This window comes from Bradyrhizobium pachyrhizi (genome assembly GCF_001189245.1).
In the GTDB taxonomy this organism is placed as follows: domain Bacteria; phylum Pseudomonadota; class Alphaproteobacteria; order Rhizobiales; family Xanthobacteraceae; genus Bradyrhizobium; species Bradyrhizobium pachyrhizi.
In genome coordinates, this window is the sequence record NZ_LFIQ01000088.1 from 10687 (window position 1) to 31179 (window position 20493).

The 20493-nt window shown below is 65.3% G+C and carries 22 protein-coding genes and 1 other RNA gene; 15 read left to right on the forward strand and 8 right to left on the reverse strand.

The window, feature by feature from the left end:
• Positions 1 to 429 (reverse strand): sulfite exporter TauE/SafE family protein (locus AKL29_RS45165; protein ID WP_244482222.1); only part of this gene is annotated, 429 nt, incomplete at its 3' end.
• 189 nt (positions 430 to 618) lie between these two features.
• Between AKL29_RS45165 and AKL29_RS20410 the strand changes: the two genes are divergently transcribed.
• Entirely contained in the window at positions 619 to 1347 is a 729-nt protein-coding gene (locus tag AKL29_RS20410) for an alpha/beta fold hydrolase (RefSeq protein WP_050385380.1), read from the forward strand.
• Positions 1348 to 1376: 29 nt separating this feature from the next.
• Positions 1377 to 1523 (forward strand): hypothetical protein, encoded by a 147-nt coding sequence (locus AKL29_RS42890; protein ID WP_160321765.1) that lies wholly within the window; start codon positions 1377 to 1379, stop codon positions 1521 to 1523.
• A 183-nt stretch (positions 1524 to 1706) separates the two neighbouring features.
• Here the strand turns inward: AKL29_RS42890 and AKL29_RS20415 are convergent, their stop codons facing one another.
• The gene (locus tag AKL29_RS20415; RefSeq protein WP_244482224.1) at positions 1707 to 2108 is read right to left on the reverse strand and encodes a hypothetical protein; all 402 of its coding nucleotides are present in this window, start codon (positions 2106 to 2108) and stop codon (positions 1707 to 1709) included.
• 296 nt (positions 2109 to 2404) lie between these two features.
• The gene (locus AKL29_RS20420; protein ID WP_028332564.1) at positions 2405 to 2584 is read right to left on the reverse strand and encodes a hypothetical protein; all 180 of its coding nucleotides are present in this window, start codon (positions 2582 to 2584) and stop codon (positions 2405 to 2407) included.
• Between the two features lie 226 nt (positions 2585 to 2810).
• Here AKL29_RS20420 and AKL29_RS20425 point away from each other — a divergent pair, with 226 nt between their 5' ends.
• Positions 2811 to 3830: a patatin-like phospholipase family protein gene (locus AKL29_RS20425; protein WP_050385382.1), complete on the forward strand. Its 1020-nt coding sequence runs from the start codon at positions 2811 to 2813 to the stop codon at positions 3828 to 3830.
• A 4-nt stretch (positions 3831 to 3834) separates the two neighbouring features.
• Entirely contained in the window at positions 3835 to 5286 is a 1452-nt protein-coding gene (locus AKL29_RS20430; protein ID WP_050385383.1) for a GntP family permease, read from the forward strand.
• Positions 5287 to 5396: 110 nt separating this feature from the next.
• Here AKL29_RS20430 and rnpB read toward each other — a convergent pair.
• Positions 5397 to 5811: RNase P RNA component class A (rnpB, locus tag AKL29_RS21370), an RNA gene on the reverse strand.
• A gap of 146 nt (positions 5812 to 5957) precedes the next feature.
• Here rnpB and AKL29_RS20435 point away from each other — a divergent pair.
• A complete protein-coding gene (locus AKL29_RS20435) occupies positions 5958 to 6857 on the forward strand; it encodes a LysR family transcriptional regulator (protein ID WP_050385384.1) in 900 nt (299 codons plus the stop codon).
• Between the two features lie 105 nt (positions 6858 to 6962).
• Positions 6963 to 7397, forward strand: coding sequence for a PAS domain-containing protein (locus AKL29_RS20440; protein ID WP_050385385.1), 435 nt, complete (start codon positions 6963 to 6965; stop codon positions 7395 to 7397).
• A 161-nt stretch (positions 7398 to 7558) separates the two neighbouring features.
• Here AKL29_RS20440 and AKL29_RS20445 read toward each other — a convergent pair whose 3' ends face one another.
• Positions 7559 to 7759, reverse strand: coding sequence for a hypothetical protein (locus tag AKL29_RS20445; RefSeq protein ID WP_038383082.1), 201 nt, complete (start codon positions 7757 to 7759; stop codon positions 7559 to 7561).
• A 7-nt stretch (positions 7760 to 7766) separates the two neighbouring features.
• The gene (locus AKL29_RS43375) at positions 7767 to 7922 is read right to left on the reverse strand and encodes a hypothetical protein (RefSeq protein ID WP_167350409.1); all 156 of its coding nucleotides are present in this window, start codon (positions 7920 to 7922) and stop codon (positions 7767 to 7769) included.
• Positions 7923 to 8157: 235 nt separating this feature from the next.
• On the opposite strand from AKL29_RS43375, the gene AKL29_RS20450 reads away from it, so the two are divergent.
• Both AKL29_RS20450 and AKL29_RS20455 read left to right on the forward strand, forming a co-directional pair.
• Complete coding sequence (locus tag AKL29_RS20450; protein ID WP_050385386.1) at positions 8158 to 8517, forward strand: YciI family protein; 360 nt, start codon at positions 8158 to 8160, stop codon at positions 8515 to 8517.
• Between the two features lie 93 nt (positions 8518 to 8610).
• Entirely contained in the window at positions 8611 to 9846 is a 1236-nt protein-coding gene (locus AKL29_RS20455) for an RNA polymerase sigma factor (protein WP_050385497.1), read from the forward strand.
• 80 nt (positions 9847 to 9926) lie between these two features.
• Here the strand turns inward: AKL29_RS20455 and AKL29_RS20460 are convergent, their stop codons facing one another.
• Complete coding sequence (locus AKL29_RS20460; protein WP_016840052.1) at positions 9927 to 10154, reverse strand: hypothetical protein; 228 nt, start codon at positions 10152 to 10154, stop codon at positions 9927 to 9929.
• A 121-nt stretch (positions 10155 to 10275) separates the two neighbouring features.
• Entirely contained in the window at positions 10276 to 11142 is an 867-nt protein-coding gene (locus AKL29_RS20465) for an N-acetylmuramoyl-L-alanine amidase (RefSeq protein WP_167350410.1), read from the reverse strand.
• A 581-nt stretch (positions 11143 to 11723) separates the two neighbouring features.
• Between AKL29_RS20465 and rsmH the strand changes: the two genes are divergently transcribed.
• Genes rsmH through murD form a run of 7 tightly spaced genes read left to right on the forward strand, consistent with a single transcriptional unit; the run spans position 11724 to position 20403 of the window.
• The gene (gene rsmH / locus AKL29_RS20470; RefSeq protein WP_050385388.1) at positions 11724 to 12719 is read left to right on the forward strand and encodes a 16S rRNA (cytosine(1402)-N(4))-methyltransferase RsmH; all 996 of its coding nucleotides are present in this window, start codon (positions 11724 to 11726) and stop codon (positions 12717 to 12719) included.
• A 2-nt stretch (positions 12720 to 12721) separates the two neighbouring features.
• Complete coding sequence (gene ftsL, locus AKL29_RS20475; protein WP_038377244.1) at positions 12722 to 13171, forward strand: cell division protein FtsL; 450 nt, start codon at positions 12722 to 12724, stop codon at positions 13169 to 13171.
• 11 nt (positions 13172 to 13182) lie between these two features.
• Entirely contained in the window at positions 13183 to 14940 is a 1758-nt protein-coding gene (locus AKL29_RS20480; protein WP_050385389.1) for a peptidoglycan D,D-transpeptidase FtsI family protein, read from the forward strand.
• Between the two features lie 49 nt (positions 14941 to 14989).
• Positions 14990 to 16447, forward strand: coding sequence for a UDP-N-acetylmuramoyl-L-alanyl-D-glutamate--2,6-diaminopimelate ligase (locus AKL29_RS20485; RefSeq protein WP_050385390.1), 1458 nt, complete (start codon positions 14990 to 14992; stop codon positions 16445 to 16447).
• The gene (locus AKL29_RS20490) at positions 16444 to 17877 is read left to right on the forward strand and encodes a UDP-N-acetylmuramoylalanyl-D-glutamyl-2,6-diaminopimelate--D-alanyl-D-alanine ligase (protein WP_050385391.1); all 1434 of its coding nucleotides are present in this window, start codon (positions 16444 to 16446) and stop codon (positions 17875 to 17877) included. Before AKL29_RS20485 ends, AKL29_RS20490 begins: the two co-directional genes overlap by 4 nt.
• A gap of 10 nt (positions 17878 to 17887) precedes the next feature.
• The gene (gene mraY, locus AKL29_RS20495) at positions 17888 to 18994 is read left to right on the forward strand and encodes a phospho-N-acetylmuramoyl-pentapeptide-transferase (protein WP_028332550.1); all 1107 of its coding nucleotides are present in this window, start codon (positions 17888 to 17890) and stop codon (positions 18992 to 18994) included.
• Between the two features lie 8 nt (positions 18995 to 19002).
• Positions 19003 to 20403, forward strand: coding sequence for a UDP-N-acetylmuramoyl-L-alanine--D-glutamate ligase (gene murD, locus AKL29_RS20500; RefSeq protein WP_050385392.1), 1401 nt, complete (start codon positions 19003 to 19005; stop codon positions 20401 to 20403).
• Positions 20404 to 20493: the final 90 nt, after the last annotated feature.

The following is a 20493-nucleotide window of genomic DNA, read 5'->3' on the forward strand; positions in this document are numbered from 1 at the left end:
GAGGCCGCCGAGGATGCCGCCGGCAAATCCGATCGCGCCGTCGGCCCATTTGCCGCCGAAGGCGATCGACATCGGCTTGCGCTGCAGGAACAACGCGGTCGGAAACACCAGCAGGAAGACGCCGATCGTCAGCTTGAAAACCTCGGGGTCGGCCCGCGCGATCAGCAAGATGCCGATCGGCACGCCGGCGAGGCCTGCGATGACGAACGGCCAGACCAGACGGAAATCGATGCTCTTCCAGATCGACGGCAAGGTCGAGAGCTGCGCGATGACCGAGCAGACCAGCACCAGCGGCACCGCGAGCGTCGGCGGCAGCACATAGAGCCAGATGCCGAGCGCCATCAGCGCGGTGCCGAAGCCGGCAAGGCCGGAGACGAAACCGCCGGCAAGCGCGCCGAAGAACAGGATCGCATAGCTTGCCGGGTTCATTGAGGCCTTTCAGTCGTCATTCCGGGGCGATGCGCAGCATCGAACCCGGAATCTCGAGATTCCGGGTCTGGTCCTTCGGACCATCCCGGAATGACAAAGGGAGGGAGCGACCGCACGTTTACACGACGTGCATCGTGGGTACACTTCAAAATCGCGGCTCATCAACGATAATCGGAACGGAAGCATCCCATGACTTCAGGCTGGCCTGCGAACTCGCAAAAAACCTTTCTGGTCTGTCACGGCGCCTGGTCGGCAGGCTGGGCATGGAAGAAGATGCATCCCCTGATGCAGGCCGCCGGACATCGGCTGGTCACGCCGAGCTACACCGGGCTTGGCGAGCGCGCGCACCTTGCGCATCAGGGACTCGACCTCGAGGCGCATATCCAGGATGTGCTCAGCGTCATCAGTTACGAGGACCTGCGCGACATCGTGCTGATCGGCCATTCCTATGGCGGCATGGTCGCGACCGGCGTCGCCGACCGGGTGCGCGAGCGCATCACGCAGATGATCTATATCGACGCCTTCGTGCCGCGCGACGACCAGTCGCTGTTCGATCTCAACGAATCGGCCATCGAGACCATGCGTGAGTTCGCGAGCGACGGCGACGGCTGGCGTATTCCGCCGATGCCGGTGCCGCCGGACACGTCGCCCGCAGACGTCGCATGGCTGAGCGCGCGGCGCGTCGACATGCCGATCAAATGCTTCGAGCAGAAATTGCGGTTGAAGCACGGCGAGACCAGCCTGCCGCGCAGCTATATCTACGCCACCCGCGCCACGCAGGCCGACACGTTCGGCCAGTTCGCCCGGCGCATCAGAAACGAAGCCGGCTGGCGCTATTTCGAGATCGACGCCAGCCATTCGCCCAACGTCACCGCGCCGGAGGCGCTGATGGCGATGCTGCAGGAGATCGTGGCCTGAGGGCAGATCTAGCGATCCGGATCGTACTCGTGCACCGCAACCCTCGCTTCACGGACGAGATCTACGAGCGCCGCGTTGCCGACGACGAACGCAATTGCGCAAATGCACCCGATCATTTCCTGGTGAGCGAATTGGCGAAGCCGTTCGCACCGGCGGCGCTGTTCTGCTGCCGTTGATGATGGGAAGCGACTTCTCGTTCGGTCATATCCGCAGCCGCGCGATGAACCGCAGGTGCGGGCTCTCCGCCAGGCGGCGCGGCCCGCGCATGCCCTGCGATCAGTCGGCGCGGGCCTTTTCCTGCATCGCCGCCTGCAGTTTCTTGATGTCCGCTTTTGACGCCCGCGGGCGTGAGTTATGGATCATGCACCGCGCGCGTCGCGAACGGCTTGAGCGACCTTTGTCGCCTGCGATATGCGTCCGATCTTTGCGCCCGCAATGATCTTTCGTCGGCGTTCGCTCGGCTTCGACGCCATGCCGTCGCCCGCGGTGGCTCCAGCCGGGGGACGCGTCGTGAAGTTCGCCGCACGGTGCAGCGCGAGGGCCTTTCGCGCTGCTTCGATATTTGCCGTCCGGGCTGCCAGATTGTGCTGACGCCTCAGCTCCGTGTTGACCCGCTTCAGCGCTGCTGCGAACACCTGCTTACGCTCCGAAGCATGCTTGGCGGTCCCCGGAAAGCTCGTGCCGCGCACCTCGGCCTTTCCGCGGCTCTCGCGCTGCTTTTGTCGGCCGACCGTTCGCTCCTTGTCGCGCATCTTGCGCAAGCGGGGTCGCATGGCCTCGAGCTCGCTTACCTCGACGCCGTAAATGGCGGGATGATGCGTCAGGCGGATTGCTTCATATTCCTCATGGCTGAGGATGCTGCGTTCGAACTTGCAGGCGACCGACATTCCGATTCCTCCTTTTGATCTTCTTGAATCTCGGGGCAGAAGGACACGTCCAGCTCCAGCGGATCATAGCTGCAATGCCGCCGGAGGCCAATCTGTCACTATCCAAACTCAGCCAGCGCTTCGATCGCGGTGATCGATTGTCTTGCCATAGCGTCAAAGCACAGTGGCTCCTACTTTTCCGCTTCGTCGTCCTTGAGACGAATCCCCTCAGTCCGCAGAGCCGCAAAGAGAGCCGCGATATCTTCGGGCTCCATATTGTTGGGGCACATCCCGTTCAGTTGCTCGGTTGTGATCGTGCCGGTACTCCTGGCGATGTCTCTTGCCTTCGCCATGATCTTCTGAAGGTCCATCTGCGATCCTCCGCGAGAGGCACACTTTACGCCCGCCACCCCATGCATGTCGCCTTTTAAGAAACGTGGGCCTGCGGCACTGAAGCGATCGGTTCGCTTCGCTTCGAGTTGAAATAATATCGTTCGAAGTTCGCCATCGGAATTGCGCAGCGACCGCAACTTTGTCTCGCATGTTCGGCTAAACTGCGACATAATGAGCGTCTCGCGTGCTGGTGAGCATGGATTCATGAACCGCAGCCCCGTGCTCGTAGACCTGGCGCTTCAAGGTGGGGGATCGCACGGTGCGTTCACGTGGGGTGTCCTGGATCGGCTTCTCGAAGAACCATGGTTTCAGATTGCGGGCATATCCGGGACATCGGCCGGAGCGATGAACGCAGCCGTGCTGGCGGATGGTTGGACCGCGGGCGGCGCCGCCGGTGCGCGCGAAGCGCTTGAAAAATATTGGCGAAGCGTCTCGCGCGCCGCCGCATTCAGTCCGCTGCAACGGTCGCCGCTCGACCGCCTGATGGGACGCTGGTCGCTTGACAGCTCCCCGGCCTATCTCTTCACCGATTTGATGTCGCGGATGCTTTCACCCTACGACCTCAATCCGCTTGGCTTCAATCCGCTACGCGACATATTGAACGACAGTATCGATTTCGAGCGTCTTGCACGGGCGCCGATCAAGCTCTTCATCACCGCCACGCGCGTCCGTACGGGCCGCGGACGGATTTTTCGCAACGCGGAGATTACCGCGGATGTTCTGCTTGCGTCGGCTTGCTTGCCAACGATGTTCCGTGCGATCGAGATCGATGGCGAGCCCTATTGGGACGGCGGCTACGCGGGTAACCCCACGATTACGCCGCTCGTTCGCGAGACCGACGCGCACGACACCGTCGTCGTCCAGATCAACCCGACCGAGCGTCGGGAGCAGCCGCGCACGGCCGCTGACATTCTCAACCGGCTTAACGAGATCTCGTTCAACTCGCCGCTGGCAAAGGAGCTGCGGATGATCGCGTTGCTTCGCCAGGTCGCCGACCCCGGTACGGGGGAAGGCGCCCGCTGGGCGCAGATGAAGACGCACCGGATCAAGAGCGACATGCTTGCGACGTTCGGTTCGTCATCCAAGCTTAATGCCGAATGGGCGTTCGTGGCGAAGCTGCACGAGGAAGGGCGGCGAGCCGCCGGCGAATTCCTCGACGCGCATGGCGCCGATCTCGGTGAGCGTTCGACCGCAGATCTCGATATTCTGCTGGCGGAGTGCTGAGACGATGGGTCTTCTCGGCATTCTCGTCGGGCTTGGACTGCTGGTCTGTCTTGCTTTCCGCGGTTGGAGCGTGCTGCTGCTCGCGCCGCTCTGTGCGCTGGTGGCCGCAGCCTTCGGTGGCGAGCCGCTGCTTGCGAACTGGACGCAGACCTTCATGGGTAGTGCGTCGGAGTTTCTCGCGCAGTTCTTTCCTATTTTTCTGCTTGGCGCCGTGTTCGGAAAGCTCATGGATGACAGCGGCGCGGTCGCTGCGGTCGCGGGCTTCATCTCCCGGTGCCTGGGCGAACGCCGGATCATCCTCGCGGTCGTGCTCGCAGGCGCGCTGGTCACCTATGGCGGCGTCAGCCTGTTCGTTGCCTTCTTTGTCATCGTTCCGATGGCGCAGTCGCTGTTTCGCGCGGCGGGGATTCCACGTCGTCTGGTACCGGCGGCGGTCATTCTCGGGACTTCGACCTTCACCATGTCGGCGCTGCCGGGCACGCCGTCGATACAGAATGCGATACCGATGCCTTTCTTCGGCACGACCCCCTTTGCCGCACCGGGCCTCGGCGCTGTCGCATCGATCATCATGCTGGGCGTCGGGCTGTGGTGGCTGCTTCGCGCGGAGAAAGCAGCGCGTCGCGCAAAAGAGGGTTATGGCGACGAGCCGCCGGTTCCGGCGGATGCAGCCGACGATGAGCTGTTGCGCGAGCGGGCTACGACGGCGCGGGAATTCGACCCGGCGGAGCTCCGCCACGGATATCACAGCGATGCCGCCGTCCCGATTTTCAACGCCTTGCTTCCCCTGATCGTCGTCGTCGCCGTCAATCTGGTGATGTCGCTGGTTGTGCTGCCCCGGCTTGATTTTTCGTTCCTGGCCGAACAGCGATGGGGAAATACATCGCTGGCTGCCGTGGCCGGTGTCTGGTCGGTTGTCGTGGCGCTGGCAGGAGCGATCGTGACGGTCATCCTCTGCAACTGGACGCGACTGCCCGCACTGCGACGAACCATGGATGCCGGTGCCAACGCGTCGGTCCTGCCGGCGCTGAGCGTCGCAAGCCTTGTCGGATTCGGTGCCGTTATCGCCTCGCTTCCCGCTTTCGGCGTGGTGCGGGACTGGGTGTTGCGAATTGAAGGCGGTCCATTGGTGTCGCTCGCAGTCGCGACGAACATCCTTGCGGCGCTGACGGGGTCGGCTTCCGGCGGCTTGACGATCGCGCTCGATGCGCTGGGACGGACCTATATGGATCTTGCCGCGGAGGCGGGTATTGATCCCGGCCTGCTGCATCGCGTCGCGGTGATCGGTTCGGGAACGCTGGACATTCTACCTCACAACGGCGCTGTCGTTAGCCTGCTTGCGATCTGTGGGCTCAAGCATCGCGAAAGCTATCTCGACATTGTCATGGTCGGCATCGTGAGTTCTGTCATTGCTCTCGCAGCGGTGATTGCGATCGGCACCGCATTCGGGTCGTTCTGACGCAAGACGACGGGTTGGCTCTGCTTTTCGCCGGCGCGCATGGCTGGAACGACGTTGATCTGAAAATGGCGAGGGGCCCGGCGTGTTGCGCCGAGCCCCTCATGGTCCAAGATATCAGCCGGCCTGTAAGCCGGGTTCTGTAGGGCACCATTCTTGCGAATGATGCGCGACGGCCATTCCTCTGGGACAAGGTTTGCACCTTGCCTCGGGCAACCTACCCGGACAGCGGGCCTGACATCGCCCTGCGGTGTTATCGCGCATGCGCGAACTAACCGCGTTGCCGTCCCTATTCGGTTTTGCTCCCGGTGTGGTTTGCCATGCCGTCTCCGTTGCCGGAAACGCGGTGCGCTCTTACCGCACCTTTTCACCCTTACTTCCTCCGAGGAGGGAGCGGTTCGTTCTCTGTGGCACTTTCCCTGGGGTCGCCCCCGCCGGATGTTATCCGGCACCGCATGTCGATGGAGCCCGGACTTTCCTCCCCCGCGGCCTTTCGGCGCTTGCGGGAGCGGCCGTCCGGCCGACTGACGGCTTACGCATGCGGGCTTTGGCCGCCCGCGTCAAGCGATTGCGATGGTTAACCCTGGCCCAGCGCCCGGGCTGGTCTTCGATTTTGACATTCGCAGAGGAGGGGCCTTTGATATCGATTTGATCGATCCAAAGGTCGAGGCGCCATGGATACCGAACTGGCCCGGACGTTCCTGACGGTGGTGAGCGCCGGCAACTTCATCACCGCGGCGGAGCGGCTGCACGTCAGCCAGTCGACCGTCAGCACCCGCATCCACACGCTCGAGCAGCAGCTCGGCTGCATGCTATTCGTGCGCAACAAGGCCGGCACCACGTTGACGCCGGCGGGCCGCCAGTTTCAGCGCCACGCCTCGGTGCTGGTCCGCACCGTCGAGCAGGCGCGCCATGATGTCGGAATCCCCAAGGGGTTTTCCGCGACGCTGGTGGTCGGCGGCCGCATCGGACTTTGGGAAGAGTATCTGCTGCGCTGGCTGCCGCTGATGACGCGGGCGCATCCCGACATCTCGATCCGTGCCGAGAGCGCGCTCGAGCCGGAGCTGATGCAGGGGCTGGTCGAGGGACGCATCGACATTGGCGTGATGTACACGCCACAGAGCCGCCCCGGCCTCAAGGTCGAGCAGCTGTTCGAGGAGCAGCTCATCCTGGTGTCGACCGATCCGAAGAGCGCGCCGGAGCCGGGACCTGGCTATGTCTATGTCGATTGGGGACCCGAATTCTACGCGCGTCACGCCACGCTGTTTCCGAATTTCGCCGGCCCCGCGCTGACGGTGAATATCGGCTGGCTCGGATTGCAGCATCTTTTGGAGAATGGCGGCTCCGGATTCTTTGCGCGCCGAATCGTGGAGCCGCTCCTGAAGGCGCGGCGGCTGCACGCCGTTGCCGGTGCACCTGGCTTTGCGATGCCGGCCTATGTCGCCTATCCGGCTGACGCCCAGGACGATCATCTGGCGCGCGCGGTCGAGACCATGCATCGGCTCGCCGCATCCCAGGTTAATGCGAGCGCGGACCTCCCGCGGGCCAAGCCCGCCACGCGGCGGCGGCGCTGACCGCGATTGCTATCGGCATCACCGATCCGTTCCATCGGCTTTCTTCGCTTGTCAGCGCAAACGTCCGCGTTCACAGCAGGATCGGCATCAGCGGGAGGTCAAACGATGGATATTGCGGCAGAAGTGGGAGACGCGTTGCTCAAGGGCGCCTCCGACGCGATCGTTGCGACCGATGTCGAAGGCCGCATCACGTTGTGGAATCCCGGCGCGGTCAGGATGTTCGGCTTCAGCGCCGAGGAGGCGATCGGACAATCGCTCGATTTGATCATTCCGGAGAATCTGCGCGCGCGTCACTGGGCCGGCTTCCGGCACACGATGGCGACCGGGACGAGCCGCTACGGTCAGGGCGATCTGCTGTCGGTGCCGGCGCTGACCAGGCACGGGACGCGCATCTCCGTCGAATTCACCATCGTGATGCTGCACGATGCGGCGCGCAAGGTTGCCGGCACCGTCGCCGTGATGCGCGACGTGACCAAGCGTTTCGAGGAGCTCAAGGAGTTGCGGCGCCGCGCCGCGCAGCAGGCCGGGACATCGTCGTAAGGGCCGGGAAGCCATGCCGTCTTTGCGAGGAGCGGTAGCGACGCAGCAATCCATCGCTCCGCACATGCGAACAGATGGGTTGCTTCACTTCGCTCGCAATGACACGGATAGCCTGCAAGCTCCCGGTCATTCCCTCCGGAAGCCGGTCACGGCAGCTGGAGCTACTTTCCCGATCGTAGGCGGGTCTCCGCCAGCGCGGTCACGAGGCCGATGACCAGCATCGAGGCCACGATGTCGGCTTCCGCACCGAAACCAAATGCGATCACCGTCGCTGCGGCAACCGCCGCAAGGATCGCGATGGTCAGCCCTTCGTCGGCGATCAGCTGACGCAGCGCTTTCAGGCGCGTGGTGCCCCGTTGCATTGCCTGCTCACACGCCGAGCGGATTGCCGCCCGCGGCGATGCTCGAGGCGACCTGACTGGCGTGGTGGCGCGGTTTCGCCACGATCCGGCTGCGCAGGATTCGGTACAGCATCGACAGCAGGAGCCGGGAAAGGCGTGTTGCTGTCTGCGGCAGTGGTGTCATGGCGAAGTCCTCCGGGCATCCCGACTCCAAGGCTACGCACTGCCATGAATTTAACAAACGAATAATACTGGCGATTACTATCGGAATATCCGATATAAGCCGGCGCCGCTGCCCGCCGGGGCCGGCGAGGCATCCACGCCGGGCGGCCAAAATAATTTATCCTGACGATGTCGTCCCGCGTGTCGCCCGTTCGACTGGGTGTCGGCGATCCAGCCGATCAAGAGGAGTTCTCAAGATGCAATACCTGTTGCTGATCTACCGGAGCGACGCGGAATATGGCGGCATGAATGCCGACGACCGCAAGGCCCTGTCGGCGGAATATGCCGTCTACACCCAGTCCATCATCCAGAGCGGACACTTCAAGGCGGGTGACGGGCTGCAGCCGGTGTCGACCGCGACCACCGTGCGGGTGCGCGACGGCAAGACGCTGACGACCGACGGGCCATTTGCGGAAACCCGCGAACAACTCGGCGGCTACTATCTCGTCGATGCCAAGGATCTCGACACGGCGCTCAGCCTCGCGGCGCGGATTCCCGGCGCCAAGACCGGCTCGATCGAAGTCAGGCCGGTGATGATCTACGACAACCCGCGATAAGACCAACGGTCATTCCGGGGCGCGAAGCGAACCCGGAATCTCGAGATTCCGGGTTCGATGCTCTCGCATCGTCCCGGAATGACGGTGAAACTCATGACCCCCAGCCAGATCGAAAAAGTGTTTCGCGACGAGGCGGGCCGGGCGCTCGCAACGCTGATCCGGCTCGTCGGCGATTTCGATCTGGCCGAGGACGCGCTTCAGGATGCCTTTGCGGTGGCGCTGCAGCGCTGGCCGATCGGCGAATTTCCTTCCAATCCGCGTGCCTGGCTGGTCAATGTCGGCCGCAACAAGGCGATCGACCGCGCCCGCCGCGCGGCGACGTTTCGCGGCAAGCAGCAGGAACTGACGCATCAAATCCTGCTCGATGCGGAGTCCTCGCCCGAGCCGGCCGACGCAACGCTCGACGACGACATGCTGCGGCTGATCTTCACCTGCTGCCATCCGTCGTTTGCCGCCGAGGTCCAGGTCGCGCTGACCTTGCGCACGGTGTGCGGGCTGACGACGGTGCAGGTCGCGCGCGCCTTTTTGGTGAGCGAGGACGCCATGGCGCAGCGCCTCCTGCGCGCCAAGCAAAAGATAAAACTCGCCGGCATTCCCTATGAGGTGCCGGAGCGTGAGGCGCTGGAGCCGCGCCTCACCGGCGTGCTCGCGGTGATCTACCTCGTCTTCACCGAAGGTTATGCGGCAACCGCCGGCGAGGATCTGATGCGGCCCGATCTTGCGCGCGAGGCGATCCGGCTGGCGCGGCTGATCGATGCGCTGATACCGGCGCGCGGCGAGATCAAGGGGCTGCTGGCGCTGATGCTGCTGCATGATGCGCGTCGCGCCGGCCGCCAGACCGCCGGCGGCGATATCGTGCTGCTCGAGGAGCAGGACCGTTCGCTGTGGGATTTCCAGCAGATCGCCGAAGGCCTCGAACTGGTCGAGGAAGCGCTGCGGATGCCGGGCCGGCCGCAGTCCTACGCCGTGCAGGCCGCGATCGCCGCGCTGCATGCGCGGGCGCCGAGTTATCAGGACACCGATTGGCCGCAGATCGCCGGTCTCTATGAGGTGCTGCTGCGCATCAGCCCGTCGCCGGTGATCGAGCTCAATCACGCCGCCGCGGTGTCGATGGTCGATGGTCCGGCGCGCGCGCTCGACCTGATCGATGCGCTGGACGCGCGCGGCACTTTGAAGGGGTATGACCAGCTACCCGCGGTGCGCGCCGATTTGCTGCGCCGCCTCGGCCGCAAGGACGAAGCGCGGCAGGCTTATCTCGTTGCAACGGCAGCCACGCAACTCGACCCGCTGCGGCGGCTCTATGCGCGGCGCATCGCCGAGATGGGGTGACGCGCCCCATCTCGTGCGTGGCCAGTGACGGCGCGCCATTCATCCGCGATGGTCAGCGCTCCGTGCGGCGTTGAGCGTGCTCAGTAACCTGTCTTTGCCTTGGCGCCGGTGCTCGATTGCCCGGTCGTCGTTCCCTTCGACATGCCGGTCGTGGTGCCGGGTGCCATCTTCTTCTGCGCGTGATGGACCTTCTGGGTCTTGTGATGGGTCGACGACATGGTCTTGCTTTGGGTCGACATAGCGCCAGCGGCAGCCGGAGCGACAATGAGGCCGACGGCGGCGGCTCCTGCGATCAGTGCTTTGAACATGGACGAATCTCCACTCGGACCGCCCCAGCTACAAAGACCGCACGGGCCGAAAAGTTCCAACGTGCACGCACACTTGGCAGGAAAATGCACCGCTCCTTCGCAATGACGGACAGAGGCGAGCCTAGCTCGACGCGACCACCGTCGCCGCATCCGGCGGCAGGCTCTCGAGCAGCGCGTGCAGTGTGGCCATGGTGGAGCGGTCGGCGATCCCGTCGATGCGCTCCGGGCGGAAGTGACGCTGGAAGGCGGTGACGACCTCCATGGTCGGGCCGTCGAACTTGCCGTTGGTTGGGATGTTGTAGCCGTAGCGCCGGAACGCGGCCTGCATGTTGGAGACGCTGTCGCTGATCGCACCGAGCTGCAGCGCGTCGCCGCGCACGATCGGCGCCGGCTGCACCCAGTGCCCGACGCCGGAATTGGCCAACGAGTGCCAGGGGAATTTCTCGCCGGGATCCTTCTTGCGTGCCGGCGCCACGTCGGAATGGCCGAGCACGCGATGCGGAACCACCTTGCGGCGAAGCATGATGCCGCGGCACAGCGCGATGACAGCCGCAATCTGGCGCAGCGGAAAGTCCGGATAGCCCCAATCGTGGCCGCGATTGACGATCTCGACGCCGATCGAGCAGGAGTTGATGTCGTCGTCGCCGGCCCACGCCGACACGCCGGCGTGCCAGGCGCGCTTGCTCTCCGGCACGCACTGCACGATGCGGCCGTCCTCGAGCACGATGTAGTGCGCCGAGACCTCGGTGCCGGCCGTGCAGAGCTGGGTGATCGCACCCTCGACATCGGGCATGCCGGTGTAGTGCAGCACGACCATGTCGGGTTGCCGGCCATTGGCGCGATCGCCGAAGTTCGCCGACGGGATCACGTCGGAGGCGATCGAGGAATCCGGCGTGAACGTCTTCGCGTCCGCCACCCCCTTTGGAACAGGGAGGGCGCGCTGACGCTTCGAATCAGCGTTGCCGGACGAAGACGAACTTGAAGCCATACGAATCACTCAAACCCGAACCAGGAGGAAGCATTTTGACATATGGATAAACAAATAGGCGTTTACTATTCCTTTACCGTACGGGCCGCGCAATCGACCCCTGCCGGGTTCCGTGATCCGCACGATGCGCCGCGCCATTGTGCCCGGAGTAGGTCGCGAGGGTATCACTCGAATGCGGATCAAAGCCGTGCGATTGCGCTAACCGATCATCAACGTTTTCTTAACGTTAAGTGCCGTTACTGAGAGGTGAAGTGCCGAACCGGTTTCGGGGGACGGCCAAAGGACGCTGAGCCCCGCTGTTTGCGCGAAATCCCATGGAAACCCTCCCAATTCCGGTCGGATATCAGGATTTGCGGCCGAGGACGGGAGTTGGCGCTGGCGTCACGCAGCGGCTTTTTCACGTGTTTTCGAGCGAAGTGGATACCGGTTCGCGTGAAGAAAACGCGTCAAGACAGGAATCCAGAGCCCCGTTCCGATCCAATCGGAACGACGAAGGCTCTGGGCGCGAGGATTCGAGGCGCAATGAGTCGGCGCGCACCCAGCTTGCATGCCAATTACGCGGCCCCGCCCGGGAGCGGCGCATGAGCGAGCGTGCGCCGCGTCACATTTCGGTGCTGGGTCGCGAGGCGGTCGCGTATCTCGCTCCGCGCGCCGGCGGCATCTATGTCGACGCGACCTTCGGTGCAGGCGGCTACAGCCGGGCGATCCTCGATGTCGCCGATACCCGCGTGATGGGCATCGACCGCGACCGCACCGCGATAACCGGCGGCTTCGATCTGGTCGACGGCGCAGGCGGTCGGCTGACGCTGGTCGAGGATCGCTTCTCCAACCTCGCCGAGGTCTGCGCATCGCAGGGGGTGGATGCGGTCGACGGCGTCGTGATGGATGTCGGCGTCTCCTCGATGCAGCTCGACCAGGCCGAACGCGGCTTCTCGTTCCGCCTCGGCGGTCCGCTCGATATGCGGATGGCCCAGAGCGGCCCGACCGCGGCCGACGTGGTCGCGACGGCTTCCGAGAAACAGCTCGCCGACATCATCTATATCTTCGGCGAGGAGCGGCATTCGCGCGGCGTTGCCCGCGCCGTCGTCGCCGCGCGCAAGGACGCGCCGATCACGACGACCGACGCGCTTGCCGATATCGTCGCGAAGGTCGTGCGCGCCAAGCCGAACGAGATCCATCCGGCGACGCGGACCTTCCAGGCGCTGCGCATCTTCGTCAATGAGGAGCTCGATGAGCTCTATCTGGCGCTGGCAGCGGCCGAGCGCGTGCTGAAGCCGGGCGGCCGGCTCGTCGTGGTTTCGTTCCATTCGCTGGAAGACCGCATCGTCAAGAATTTCCTCAGCCTGCGCGGCAAGGTCTCCGCCGGCTCGCGGCATTTGCCCGAGGTGGCGAAAGCGGCGCCAAGCTTTCAGATCCTGACCAAGCGTCCGGTGACGCCCGATGAGGCCGAGCTTGCCGCCAATCCGCGCGCGCGATCGGCCAAGCTGCGTGCCGCCGAACGCACCGCTGCGCCGGTGCACGCCGACGACGACCTGCCGTCATGGCCGCGGCTGTCCGACTTGAAGCGGGGAGGGTGACGATGCGCCTTCTCCATCTCCTCGTCATCGGCATGTTGATCTTCGCGGCGTCCTATGTCTACCGCATCAAGATGGAATCGACCGCGCGCGTCGAGCGCGTGCTGCAGCTCAATGCCGAGATCCGCGAGCAGCGCAACGCGATCGCCGCGTTGCGCGCCGAATGGGCCAAGCTCGATGCGCCGCTCCGGCTGCAGGGCCTCGCCGAGCGCCATCTGCCGCTGAAGCCGATCAACGCCAACCAGTACGATTCCCTGAAGAACCTGCCGGAGCGGCCGCCGAGCTTCACGCGGCCCGGTTCGCGCGATCCGATCGGCGCGATGATCGACACCATCGAGGCGGCCGCGGCGCCCGACAGCACCACCGGATCGATCGACAAGGCGGCGACCGACCAGTCGGCCGCCGACCAGCCTGCGCCCGAAGACTCCGGGCAGGGCGGGGGAGACCAGCAATGACGGGACCAGCCATGACCGATCCGGCACCCGCCAACACACCGGCCGTGAAACCTGCCGAGCCATGGAACCAGCGGCTGATCCGCACGCTGCTGTACGGCAGTAATGTCGACCGCGCCGCCAAGGCGCGCGCGCGCGTTGGTCTTGCCATCCTCGCTTTCGCTGCGGTCTATTGCGTGCTGGCGGGGAGGCTGGTGCTGTTCGCCGTCGGCGCCGACAGCCATGGCGCGCGCCGCACCGCCTCGCAGGACGCCATAGCGACCGCGAGGCCCGACATCACCGACCGCAACGGCGAAATCCTCGCCACCGACGTCAAGGCGCCGAGCCTGTTCGCCGAGCCGCGCCGGCTGATCGACAAGGACGAGGCGATCGAGCTTTTGACCGGAGCCTTGCCCGATCTCGACACCAGCGAGGTGCGCGACCGCCTGTCGTCGCGCAAGGGTTTCGTCTGGCTGAAGCGCGAGATCACGCCGAAGCAGCAGAGCGACATCCATCGCCTCGGCCTTCCCGGCGTCGGCTTCCTGCGCGAGAACAAACGCGTCTATCCGACCGGCAATGAGGTCGCCCACCTGATCGGCCTGGTCAACATCGACAACCAGGGCATCGCCGGCATGGAGAAGTGGCTGGACAGCAACGGGCTGGCCGATCTGCATCGCGCGGGCTTCGCCACCGACCGGCTGCAGAAGCCGGTGGAACTGTCGGTCGACCTGCGCGTCGAGCACGCGCTGCGCGACGAACTGCTCAAGGCGAAAGAGAAGTTCAAGGCCAAGGCCGCCTCCGGCCTCGTCTCCAACGTGCGCACCGGCGAGATCGTGGCGATGGTATCGCTGCCGGATTTCGATCCGAACAATCCGAAGGAGGCGCACGATCCCGATCGCATCAACCGCCTGACCACCGGCGTCTACGAGATGGGCTCGACCTTCAAGGCGTTCACGCTGGCGATGGCGCTGGATAGCGGCCGGTTCGACCTCAACTCGATGTGGGATGCGCGCGGCCCGCTGCATTACGGCAAGTTCGCGATCCATGACGATCACAACATGGGCCGCATGATCAACATGAAGGAGGTGTTCTACTATTCCTCCAACATCGGCGCCGGGCGCATTGCGCTGGCGATGGGCGTCGATGCGCACAAGGCCTTCCTGCGCAAGATGGGCCAGCTCGAGCGGCTGCGCACCGAACTGCCGGAGAGCGCGTCCCCGATCGTGCCGAAGAAGTGGGGCGAATTGAACACCGTCACCATCTCGTTCGGTCACGGCATCGCGGTGGCGCCGCTGCAGGCGGTGATGGGCATCGATGCGCTGGTCAATGGCGGCTACCTGATCCCCCCGACCTTCCTGAAGCGCACCGAGCAGGAGGCGATGGCGCTCGCCAAGCGCGTCATCAAGCCGGAGACCTCGGACAAGATGCGCTATCTGATGCGGCTCAATGCCGAGATCGGCACCGCGAAGAAGGCCGACGTCAAGGGCTACTATATCGGCGGCAAGACCGGCACCGCGGAGAAGGTGATCAACGGCCGCTACGCCAAGAAGCGCGTGCTCAACGCCTTCACCGCGATCCTGCCCGCCGACAATCCGAAATACCAGCTCCTGATCATGCTCGACGAGCCGCAGCCCCTGAAGGAGACCTACGGGTTCATCACCTCGGGCTGGAATGCGGTGCCGACCGGCGGCAATGTGATCGCCCGAATTGCGCCGCTTTTGGGCGTTGAACCGCGATTCGATCTGCCGCCGTCCGACCGCCTTATTCTTGCGGCATCCAGAACAACCCAGTAAGGCGTATACTCACGCGGCGCCAGAACGGCGCCGGCCAGACTGGAAGATCATGAGACTTCGCGACCTCTTCAGCGATGATGCCACGATCGATCCGAGTGCCTCCTCGCTCATTGTCGGAGGGCTTGCGGTCGACAGCCGCGCGGTGAAGCCGGGCGACCTGTTCTTCGCGCTGGCCGGCAGCAGGACCGATGGCGCGCGCTTCGTCGATGCGGCGATTGCCGCCGGCGCGGTCGCGGTCGCCAGCGACCATCTGCCGCAAGGTCACGCGCGCGCCCCCTTCGTCATCACGCCGAATCCGCGCCGTGCGCTGGCGCTCGCCGCGGCCAAATTCTTTTCCCGCCAGCCGGCGACGATCGCGGCGGTGACCGGCACCAGCGGCAAGACCTCGGTCGCAGCATTCACACGCCAGATCTGGCAGCGGCTCGGACATTCCTCCGCCAGCATCGGCACCATCGGCCTCGTCTCGGACAAGCGCACGGTCTACGGCTCGCTGACCACGCCGGATCCGATCGCGCTGCATCGCCAGCTCGACGAGATCGCGAGCGACGGCGTCACCCATCTGGCGTTCGAGGCGTCCTCGCACGGCCTCGATCAGTATCGTCTCGACGGTGTGCGCATCGCCGCCGGCGGCTTCACCAATCTGTCGCGCGACCACATGGACTATCATCCTGATGTCGCGCATTACCTCAATGCAAAGCTCCGGCTGTTCCGCGATCTCGTCGCGCCAGGCGGCGCCGCGGTGATCTCGGCCGCTCATGACTGTTCGGCCGAGGTGATCGATGCGGCGCGCTCGCGCGGCCTGCGCATCATCGCGGTCGGGCGCAACGCCGATGCAGGCGATGGCATCAAGCTCCTCGATGCCGCCATCGAAGGCTTTGCCCAGCGACTCCTGATCGAGCACCGCGGGCGCAAGCACGCGATCCGGCTGCCGCTGGTCGGCGAATTCCAGATCGAGAACGCGCTGGTCGCGGCCGGGCTCGCGATCGGCACCGGCAGCGCCGCCGATGACGTGTTCGGCTGCCTCGAACATCTCGAAGGCGCCAAGGGCCGGCTGGAATTCGTCGGCGAGCACAATGGCGCGCCGATCTTCGTCGACTACGCCCACAAGCCAGACGCGCTCGCCAAGGCGCTGCAGGCGCTGCGGCCCTATGCCAGGCGTAAGCTGGTCGTGATCTTCGGCGCCGGCGGCGACCGCGACGCCGGCAAGCGTCCGATCATGGGCGCGATCGCGGCCGAGAATGCCGATCAGGTCATCGTCACCGACGACAATCCGCGCAGCGAGAAGCCGGAGGCGATCCGCGCCGCGATCATGGCGACGGCGAAGGGCGCGCGCGAGATCGGCGACCGCGCCGCGGCGATCCGCGCCGGCATTGCCGGCCTCGCGCCGGGCGATGCGCTGGTGGTCGCCGGCAAGGGCCACGAGGTCGGGCAGATCGTCGGCAACACGACGCTGCCGTTCAGCGATCATGAGGCGGTCGCCAGTGCATTGGCTGCGGAGGGCGCATGAGCACGATGTTGTGGACCTCGGATGCGATGGCGACGGCGATGCGCGCCGCCATGCAAGGCGTGCTGCCGGACGGCGTCACCGGTCTCTCGATCGACAGCCGCACCATCGCGCCGGGCGAGGCGTATTTCGCGATCAAGGGCGACGTCCATGACGGCCATGCCTTCGTCGAGGCGGCGCTGAAGGCCGGTGCCGGGCTCGCGGTGGTCGAGACCGCGCAACGGGCGAAGTTTCCCACTGATACGCCGCTGCTGGTGGTCGACGACGTGCTCGCCGGCCTCGTCGAGCTCGCGCATGCCTCGCGCGCGCGGCTCAACGCGCAGATCGTCGCGGTGACCGGCTCGGTCGGCAAGACCTCGACCAAGGAGGCGCTGCGCCGCGTGCTGTCGGCGCAGGGCCAGACCCATGCGTCGGTGGCGTCGTTCAACAATCATTGGGGCGTGCCGCTGTCGCTGGCGCGCTGCCCGGCCAGCACGCGCTTTGCGGTGTTCGAGATCGGCATGAATCATGCCGGCGAGATCACGCCGCTGGTGAAGATGGTGCGCCCGCACGTCGCAATCATCACCACCATCGAGCCGGTGCATCTGGAATTCTTCGCCGGCATCGAGGCGATCGCCGACGCCAAGGCGGAGATCTTCGCAGGGCTCGAGCCCGATGGCGCCGCCGTGCTCAACCGCGACAACGGACAATTCGCGCGGCTGCAACAGCGGGCCAGGCAGGCCGGCATCTCGCGCATCGTCTCGTTCGGCGCCGACAAGCGCGCCGAAGCGCGGCTGCTCGACCTCTCGCTGCACGCGACCTGCTCGGCGGTGCATGCGGATATTCTGGATCATGACATCACCTACAAGATCGGCATGCCCGGCCGGCACATGGCGATGAACTCGCTCGCGGTGCTCGCCGGCGCTTCGCTGCTCGGCGCCGATATCGCGCGCGCGGCGCTGTCGCTGTCGCAGCTCGCGGCGCCGACCGGCCGCGGCCTCCGCCGCACCCTCGAGGTCGGCCATGGCGAGGCGACGCTGATCGACGAGAGCTACAACGCCAACCCGGCCTCGATGGGCGCCGCGCTCAACGTGCTCGGTCAGGCCCAGACCGGGCCGCATGGCCGCCGCATCGCGGTGCTCGGTGACATGCTCGAGCTCGGGCCGACCGGGCCCGATTTGCACCGCGGCCTCAACGAGGCCGTGACCGCCAACCGCATCGACCTCGTATATTGTTGTGGTCCGCTGATGCGGAATCTGTGGGATGCCCTTTCCACCGGCAAGCGGGGAGGCTATGCCGAGAGCTCGGCGGCGCTCGAAGCGCAGGCGATTGCCGCGGTCCGTGCCGGTGACGTGATCATGGTGAAGGGCTCGCTGGGATCGAAGATGAAGCTCATTGTCAGCGCGCTGGAAAAACGCTTCCCCGACAAGGCCGCGCACGAAGAAGCGGTATAGGACCCCTCGAATGTTCTACTGGTTGATCGAACTGTCCAACACCGTTCCGGGGTTTGGGGCGTTCCGCAGCGCTTTGAACGTGTTCCGCTACATCACCTTCCGCACCGGCGGCGCGATGGTGACCGGCGCGCTGTTCGTGTTCCTGTTCGGGCCCTGGATCATCGATCATCTGCGGCTGCGGCAGGGTAAGGGCCAGCCGATCCGCACCGACGGTCCGCAGTCGCATCTGATCTCCAAGAAGGGCACGCCCACCATGGGCGGGCTGATGATCCTGTCCGGGCTCGTGGTGTCGACGCTGCTCTGGGCCAATCCGCTCAATCCCTATGTCTGGATCGTGCTGGCGGTGACGCTCGGCTTCGGCTTCGTCGGCTTCTATGACGATTATTTGAAGGTCACAAAGCAGTCGCACAGCGGCTTCGCCGGCAAGCTGCGGCTCTTGATCGAGGCGGTGATCGGGCTCGCCGCCACCTACGCGCTGGTCCGGCTCGGGCGCGACGTGTCGTCGACCTCGCTCGTGATTCCGTTCTTCAAGGACCTCGTGATCAATTTCGGCTGGTTCTTCGTGATCTTCGGCGCCTTCGTGATGGTCGGCGCCGGCAACGCGGTGAATCTCACCGACGGTCTCGACGGTCTTGCGATCGTGCCCGTGATGATTGCCGCCGCAAGCTTCGGCATGATCTCGTACCTGACCGGCAACGCGGTGTTCTCGGATTACCTGCAGATCAATTACGTCGCCGGCACCGGCGAACTGGCGGTGCTGTGCGGCGCGGTGCTTGGCGCAGGCCTCGGCTTCCTCTGGTTCAACGCGCCGCCGGCCTCGATCTTCATGGGCGACACCGGCTCGCTGGCGCTCGGCGGCATGCTCGGCGCGACGGCGGTTGCGGTGAAGCACGAGATCGTGCTCGCCGTGATCGGCGGCCTGTTCGTGCTGGAGGCGGTCTCGGTCATCGTCCAGGTCACCTCGTTCAAGCTCACCGGCAAGCGCGTGTTCCGGATGGCGCCGCTGCACCATCATTTCGAGCAGAAGGGCTGGACCGAACCGCAGATCGTGATCAGGTTCTGGATCATCTCGGTGATGCTGGCGCTCGCCGGCCTCTCCACCCTCAAGCTGCGCTGAGCGTCGCCATGATCCCGGTCACCTCCTTCTCCGGCAAGACGGTCGCGGTGTTCGGGCTCGGCGGCTCCGGGCTTGCGAGCTGCCAGGCGCTGAAGGCCGGCGGCGCCGAGGTGATCGCGGCCGACGATAATGCCGACAACGTCGTCAAGGCGGCGCAGGCCGGCTTCACTACCGCTGATCTGCGCACCGTGTCGTGGGCGAATTTCGCCGCGCTGATCCTGACCCCCGGCGCGCCGCTGACCCATCCGGCGCCGCACTGGAGCGTGCTGAAGGCGCGCGAGGTGGGGTGCGAGGTGATCGGCGACGTCGAACTGTTCTGCCGCGAGCGGCGCCGTCACGCGCCGAACGCGCCATTCGTCGCCATCACCGGCACCAACGGCAAATCGACCACCACCGCGCTGATCGCGCATCTGATGAAGGTCGCCGGCTACGACACCCAGATGGGCGGCAATATCGGCACCGCGATCCTGTCGCTGGAGCCGCCGCGCATGGGGCGTGTCCATGTGATCGAGATGTCATCCTACCAGATCGATCTCGCACCGTCGCTCGATCCGTCGGTCGGCATCCTGATCAACATCAGCGAGGATCACATCGATCGCCACGGCACGCTCGAGCATTACGCGGCGGTGAAGGAGCGGCTGGTCGCCGGCGTACAGGCCGGCGGCACGGCGATCGTCGGCGTCGACGACATCTGGTGCCGCAACATCGCCGACCGGCTCGATCGCGCCGGCAAGCGCGTGGTGCGCATCTCGGTGAAGAACCCGCTGCCCGACGGCCTCTATGTCGAGCACGAGACCATCGTGCGTGCGTCGGGCGCGGCGCGCAGCGAGATAGCGCGGTTAGGCGGCATCGGCTCGTTGCGCGGTCTGCACAATGCGCAGAACGCCGCCTGCGCCTCGGCCTGCGCGCTGGCGATGGGGATCGCGACCGACGTGCTGCAGAACGGCCTGCGCAGCTTCCCGGGTCTCGCGCACCGCATGGAGCAGGTCGGCCGCCGCGGCAACGTGCTGTTCGTCAACGACTCCAAGGGTACCAACGCGGATGCGGCCGCGCATGCGCTATCCTCGTTCGCCGACATCTACTGGATCGCCGGCGGCAAGCCGAAGGCCGGCGGCATCACCAGCCTGACCGAATATTTTCCGCGCATCCGCAAGGCCTATCTGATCGGCGAGGCGGCGGCCGAATTCTCCGGCACGCTCGGCGAGCGCGTCCCGCACGACATGTCCGGCACGCTCGACGTCGCGATCGCCAGCGCCGCGCGCGATGCCGAGGCATCGGGGCTCGCGGAAGCCGTCGTGCTGCTGTCGCCGGCCTGCGCCTCGTTCGACCAGTACCGCAATTTCGAAATCCGCGGCACTGCCTTCCGCGACATCGTCCAGGCATTGCCCGGCGTCAAGCCGGTGGTGTAGGCACAATCTCCCCTTCATTGCGGGGCGCGCGAAGAATCGTAGGATGGTAGAGCGCAGCGAAACCCATCGCGCAGGGAAAGCCGGGTTGTT

What these genes read in the sequence shown, in the direction of transcription:
- AKL29_RS20490 (WP_050385391.1), top strand. Translation starts at nt 16,444, where the DNA reads ATGAGCACGATGTTGTGGACCTCGGATGCGATGGCGACGGCGATGCGC.
- AKL29_RS20460 (WP_016840052.1), bottom strand. Translation starts at nt 10,154, where the DNA reads ATGTTCAAAGCACTGATCGCAGGAGCCGCCGCCGTCGGCCTCATTGTC.
- murD (WP_050385392.1), top strand. Translation starts at nt 19,003, where the DNA reads ATGATCCCGGTCACCTCCTTCTCCGGCAAGACGGTCGCGGTGTTCGGG.
- AKL29_RS20410 (WP_050385380.1), top strand. Translation starts at nt 619, where the DNA reads ATGACTTCAGGCTGGCCTGCGAACTCGCAAAAAACCTTTCTGGTCTGT.
- AKL29_RS20430 (WP_050385383.1), top strand. Translation starts at nt 3,835, where the DNA reads ATGGGTCTTCTCGGCATTCTCGTCGGGCTTGGACTGCTGGTCTGTCTT.
- mraY (WP_028332550.1), top strand. Translation starts at nt 17,888, where the DNA reads ATGTTCTACTGGTTGATCGAACTGTCCAACACCGTTCCGGGGTTTGGG.
- ftsL (WP_038377244.1), top strand. Translation starts at nt 12,722, where the DNA reads ATGCGCCTTCTCCATCTCCTCGTCATCGGCATGTTGATCTTCGCGGCG.
- AKL29_RS20450 (WP_050385386.1), top strand. Translation starts at nt 8,158, where the DNA reads ATGCAATACCTGTTGCTGATCTACCGGAGCGACGCGGAATATGGCGGC.
- AKL29_RS20465 (WP_167350410.1), bottom strand. Translation starts at nt 11,142, where the DNA reads ATGGCTTCAAGTTCGTCTTCGTCCGGCAACGCTGATTCGAAGCGTCAG.
- AKL29_RS20445 (WP_038383082.1), bottom strand. Translation starts at nt 7,759, where the DNA reads ATGCAACGGGGCACCACGCGCCTGAAAGCGCTGCGTCAGCTGATCGCC.
- AKL29_RS20425 (WP_050385382.1), top strand. Translation starts at nt 2,811, where the DNA reads ATGAACCGCAGCCCCGTGCTCGTAGACCTGGCGCTTCAAGGTGGGGGA.
- AKL29_RS43375 (WP_167350409.1), bottom strand. Translation starts at nt 7,922, where the DNA reads ATGACACCACTGCCGCAGACAGCAACACGCCTTTCCCGGCTCCTGCTG.
- AKL29_RS20455 (WP_050385497.1), top strand. Translation starts at nt 8,611, where the DNA reads ATGACCCCCAGCCAGATCGAAAAAGTGTTTCGCGACGAGGCGGGCCGG.
- AKL29_RS20480 (WP_050385389.1), top strand. Translation starts at nt 13,183, where the DNA reads ATGACCGATCCGGCACCCGCCAACACACCGGCCGTGAAACCTGCCGAG.
- AKL29_RS20420 (WP_028332564.1), bottom strand. Translation starts at nt 2,584, where the DNA reads ATGGACCTTCAGAAGATCATGGCGAAGGCAAGAGACATCGCCAGGAGT.
- rsmH (WP_050385388.1), top strand. Translation starts at nt 11,724, where the DNA reads ATGAGCGAGCGTGCGCCGCGTCACATTTCGGTGCTGGGTCGCGAGGCG.
- AKL29_RS20485 (WP_050385390.1), top strand. Translation starts at nt 14,990, where the DNA reads ATGAGACTTCGCGACCTCTTCAGCGATGATGCCACGATCGATCCGAGT.
- AKL29_RS20440 (WP_050385385.1), top strand. Translation starts at nt 6,963, where the DNA reads ATGGATATTGCGGCAGAAGTGGGAGACGCGTTGCTCAAGGGCGCCTCC.
- AKL29_RS20435 (WP_050385384.1), top strand. Translation starts at nt 5,958, where the DNA reads ATGGATACCGAACTGGCCCGGACGTTCCTGACGGTGGTGAGCGCCGGC.